Annotated in this window: 5 protein-coding genes; 1 reads left to right on the top strand and 4 read right to left on the bottom strand. The window is 73.1% G+C overall.

The features are described 5' to 3' along the window. Positions 1-311 (bottom strand): ROK family protein (locus J1C73_RS01305; RefSeq protein ID WP_207314682.1); only part of this gene is annotated, 311 nt, incomplete at its 3' end. Next, a complete protein-coding gene (locus J1C73_RS01300; protein ID WP_207314681.1) occupies positions 308-1,267 on the bottom strand; it encodes a dihydrodipicolinate synthase family protein in 960 nt (319 codons plus the stop codon). The genes J1C73_RS01305 and J1C73_RS01300, both read right to left, overlap by 4 nt. Positions 1,268-1,418: 151 nt before the next feature. Here J1C73_RS01300 and J1C73_RS01295 point away from each other — a divergent pair, with 151 nt between their 5' ends. Then, on the top strand, positions 1,419-2,105 hold the full coding sequence (locus tag J1C73_RS01295) for a FadR/GntR family transcriptional regulator (RefSeq protein WP_207314680.1): 687 nt from the start codon (positions 1,419-1,421) through the stop codon (positions 2,103-2,105). Between the two features lie 29 nt (positions 2,106-2,134). Here J1C73_RS01295 and J1C73_RS01290 read toward each other — a convergent pair whose 3' ends face one another. Continuing rightward, on the bottom strand, positions 2,135-3,316 hold the full coding sequence (locus J1C73_RS01290) for an FAD-dependent monooxygenase (RefSeq protein ID WP_307797580.1): 1,182 nt from the start codon (positions 3,314-3,316) through the stop codon (positions 2,135-2,137). 114 nt (positions 3,317-3,430) lie between these two features. Further along, positions 3,431-4,528: sialidase family protein (locus tag J1C73_RS01285; protein WP_207314678.1), on the bottom strand; the 1,098-nt coding region annotated here is incomplete at its 5' end.

The following is a 4,528-nucleotide window of genomic DNA, read 5'->3' as shown; positions in this document are numbered from 1 at the left end:
GCACCGAGGGCGGTGCCGGCCCAGCCGCGGATCGAGTCGGTGGCGCTGGTGACCATGCCGGTGCGGGGATCGATCACTCCGGCCGCCGCGATGCCGAGCACCGCGGCGCTCCGGCCGGGGTCGGCCTCGGCCGCCGCGGCGGCGAGTGCGTCGAGCACCGCCGTCGCACCGTCGCGGGCCGGGGTGGGGCGGCTGTGCCGGGCGAGGACCGTTCCGTCGGCGCCGACGAGCGCGGCGGCGATCTTCGTACCGCCGAGGTCGAGGCCGACGACCGGCCGCCCGGCCGGCGCTGTCCGAGCGGGCGAGGTCATCGGACCGGCGGCAGACCGGCGGCGCGCAGCAGCCCGGAGACCAGCGCGACCGATTCGGCGGACAGCTGGATCTGCGGGAACGCGGTGTCGCCGCAGTCGATGACGCCCAGCAGCCGGAGCGCCGACTTGAACGAGCCGAGCGCCGAGGAGCTGCGGCCCATGTCCGCCTCGGGGCCGACGTCGACCATGGCGAACAGCTCGATGAGCCGCTCCTGCTCCTTCGCGGCCCGCGACCAGTCCCCGGCCCGCGCGGCTTCGTAGAGCCGCACATAGCCGGACGGGTCCACGTTGCCGATACCCGGGACGACGCCGTCGGCGCCCGCCAGCAGGGCCGCGTCCACGGTCAGCTCGGAGCCGGTGAGGATGCTGAACTCCGGCACCGGACCGTGCGCGCGGCCCTCGCGGCCGCCGAGCTCGACGATGAGCCGGCGCAGACCGCCCTCGTCACCGCTGCTGTCCTTGAGCCCCGCCAGGGTGCCGTCCTCGGCGAGTTCGCGGACCAGCGCGGCGGACAGTTTGCTGTGCACGGCGACGGGGATGTCGTAGGCGAACAGCGGCAGGCCGACCTCGGCGCGCAGCCGGCGGAAGTGCCCGGCGATCTCCTTGCCGTGGGTGCGGGTGTAGAACGGCGCGGTCGCGACCAGGGCGTCCGCGCCCAGCTGGGCGGCCGACCTGGCGTGCTCGACGACCCGGGCCGTGGTGGTGTCGATGACCCCGGCCAGCACCGGGACCCGGCCGTCGGTCGCGTTGACCACGGTCTCCAGGACCGTGGCGCGCTGTTCGTCGGTGAGGTAGGCGACCTCGCTGGTGGACCCGAGCGCGAAGAGTCCGTGCACGCCCCCGCCGATGAGGTGCTCGACGAGCCGTGCGAGGGAGGTGGTGTCGACCTCCCCGCGGGAGTCGAGCGGGGTGCAGACCGGCGGAACTACGCCGTGCAGCGGTGCGGTCAGAGACATGGTGGAGGCTCCAGCTGATCGGGATACCGACCCGGAGCCTGTCGGGCTACTCGGATCGAGACGTGAGACGTAAGATGTCCTATGTCTAGCTTCACCTTAAACAGATGCTCCTGCGACCGGTCAAGGGGCAACGGCACCTCAGGAGGACGTTGTGGCGCGGCCCACCATGGCTCAGGACATCGAGCGCAGGATCAAGGAACTGATCCTGGAACGCCGGCTGGCCCCGGGCGACGCGCTGCCCACCGAGGCGGAGCTGATGGAGCTCTTCGGGGCTGGACGGGTGTCGGTGCGCGAGGCGCTCAAGTCGCTCCAGGCGGTCAACGTCGTCGAGATCCGGCGGGGATTCGGCACCTACGTCGGCTCGCTCTCGCTGTCCCCGTTCGCCGAGGGGCTCGCCTTCCGTGCGGCGGTCCGCCACCGCCAGGGCGAACCGGGCCTCGCCGAGCTGATGAAGGTGCGCGAGGCCCTGGAGGCGGGGCTGGTGGGTGCCGTCGCTGCCGGGGTCCCGGACGAGGACCTCGAAGTGCTGCGCGCGCTGGTGGCGAAGATGGAGGAGGAGGCCGGCACCGGCCGGGTCGCCCGCGCCACCGACCGGGCCTTCCACCTCGCGCTGTACGCCTCGCTCGACAACCACCTGCTCAGCGAGGTGCTCGACGCCTTCTGGGCGGCGATGGACCGGGTGCGCGAGGACCTCGACGACGGCCACCAGGACCCGTGGGTCACCTGCGCCCAGCACCGCGAGATCGTCGAGGCGGTGGCGGCTGCCGACGGGCTGCGCGCGGTGAGCGCGATGCGCACCCACTTCGACGGCATCCGCACCAGGCTCGGCCCGGCCTGAGCCCCGGTCCCGTCAGCGCACCGCCACCGTCACTCGTGCGCCGCCCCGTACAGATAGCTGTCGGCGCCGTTCAGCGTCGCACGGGACCACGACGCCACCTCCGCCGCGCCCATCGCCGTCCAGTCCGGGGTCCGTTCGACCATCGCACGCCCCAGTCTGCGCCCGAGGGCGACCAGCCTGGCCCCCTCGGGCGACCGCTCGGCCGCGTACTCGCGCAGCGCGTCGGCCGGGGAGGGCGCCCTGCGCAGGACGCGCTCCAGGCAGAGCGCGTCCTGCAACGCCTTGGTCGCGCCGCTGGCGGTGTGCGGCCTGGTGATGCTCGCCGCGTCGCCCGCCAGCAGGAACGGCGGATCGGCCACCTGCGGCGCGTGGAAGTCGGTGACCGGGTGGTACGCCATGGACGTGTGCTCGCCCCGGCCGACGAGACCGGCCCAGTCCGCCGGGAAGTGCTCCTCGGCGATGCGCCGTACGTACGCCTCGCGCCCGGCGGTCCACGATGCCGGGGGAGGGGAGCCGTAGATGGCGTAGGCCAGCAGCCGGGACCCCGGCGCGGCGCCCGGGATCAGGTAGAAGACCCCGTGCCCGCCCGGGTATCCCAGCGTGATCCACGCGCTGCGCAGCAGATCGAGCAGGTGCGGACGGGCGGCGAGCGCGGTGAGCGGCAGGGTGCCCCGCCACACGGCGTACCCCGCCGGAACCGGCCGCACCCCCGGGGCCACGCTCTCCCGGGTGACGGACCGCGGCCCGTCCGCCCCGACGACGATGTCGTACACCTGCTCCGAGTCCGCCGTCCGGATCACGGCGCCGCCCGAGGGGTGGCGCCGCACCTCCGTGACCGGCCGCCCCCGGTGATACCGCACGGCGCCGTCGGCGTTCGCGTGCAGGGTGCGCCACAGGAGACCCCAGTGACAGGCGGTCACCGCGCTTTCCTGGCGGGCCAGTTCACGCGCCGTGGAGTGCCCGCTCTGCCCGGTGAGCCAGACCCGGGAGGGTACCGGCGCCGTCGGCATACCGGCGTCCAGATAGCCGGCCGCGACCAGCTCCCGGTGCAGCGCCGGCGGGATGACGATGCCGAACCCCCGGTCCTCCAGGGCCCCGTCGCTGCGCTCGTGGACCGTCACCTGCGCGCCGGCCCTGGCCCCGGCGATCGCCATGGCGCACCCGGCGACGCTTCCGCCGACCACCCCGATGCGTAAAACCGCTTGTGCCACGTCCGCCACCACTTCCCGGTTGCTCCGCCCGCTGCGCGTCGCACCCATTGAACGGTCGCGGGCCGGGGCACGTCCAACCGCCGTGCGGCGGTCGGACGTACGGACCTCGCCCGGTTACGGAACGACCGTCACCGTCGCACGGCCCTGGGCCTGCTTGCCGTCCGCCCGGTACGTCGCGGTGAGCGCGGCGCTGCCCGAGGTGCCGGCCGGCACGGCGACCGGGATCCTGATGTTGGCGCCCTGGCCAGGGTTCAACGCGGGGATCGCGGTCTGCTCGGTGGTCCAGCCGCTCGGCACGGACAGGTCGATCGTGCCCGCGCTCCGGCGTACGTCCATCCGGTTGACGACGCGGACCGTGACCTGGGCACTGGTCCCCGCCTTGAGCGGGGCGGGCGGGGTGATCGTGATGTCGGCGCAGGTGCCGCCCAGCCACTTCAGGTCGAACGAGTCGTACGTGATGTGCGCGTAGTCGCCGCGCTCGTACAGCAGCCCCACCCTGCCGTCCGGCAGCCGGGTCAGGGTCGAGTAGGCAGCGGCGCCGGAGTCGACGGCCTTCCTGATCGGCCAGGTCTTCCCGTTGTCGCAGGACATCTTGACGGTGAGGTTGCGCCGTGAACCGGTGTCCTCGGTGTTGCTGAACAGCAGCCAGGAGGACTGCGGGTCCGAGGCCGGGGCATCGGGGGCGTACCGGATGACCGAGGCGTTGTTCCCCGGGTCGGGGAGCGCGGTGTCCTGGACGAACGGGGTGTAGGTGACCCCGCCGTCCGTGGAGTACGCGATCGTCCGGTACGGCGCCGACCGGTTGTTGAGCATGACCGTGCCGTCGTTCAGCTCGACGGTCTTGTTCTCGTCTCCGGGGCCGACCGGCCTGCCCATCTTCCAGGTGGCGCCGTGGTCGTCGCTGTACGCGCTCGCCGCGTAGTTGGCGCCGTTGCTACGGACGGCGTACTGCTGGATCAGCCGGCCCTTGTGCGCCCCGTTGCGCAGCTGGATGCCCTCGCCGGAAGCGGCGAACATCCCGCCCCAGGCCGGGTCCTTGATCTGCTTGGTGATCCGGCGATGGGTCCAGGTCAGCCCGTCGTCGTCCGAGTAGCTGTAGTCGGCCTGCAGAACATTCGGGTCGCTCTCGTCGTTGCCGGTGGCCGAGCCGAAGAAGCCCTGGTTCACGCCGGCCGCGTAGAACAGGAAGATGCGGCCGGCGTGAACCAGGGC

This window comes from Streptomyces laculatispora (assembly GCF_017353455.1).
GTDB classification, from domain to species: Bacteria; Actinomycetota; Actinomycetes; order Streptomycetales; family Streptomycetaceae; genus Streptomyces; species Streptomyces laculatispora.
This window is presented reverse-complemented; position numbering and strand designations above follow the sequence as displayed.

Bases quoted from the DNA above. Each gene is read 5' to 3' on its own strand.
- J1C73_RS01300 (WP_207314681.1), bottom strand. From the start codon at position 1,267: ATGTCTCTGACCGCACCGCTGCACGGCGTAGTTCCGCCGGTCTGCACC.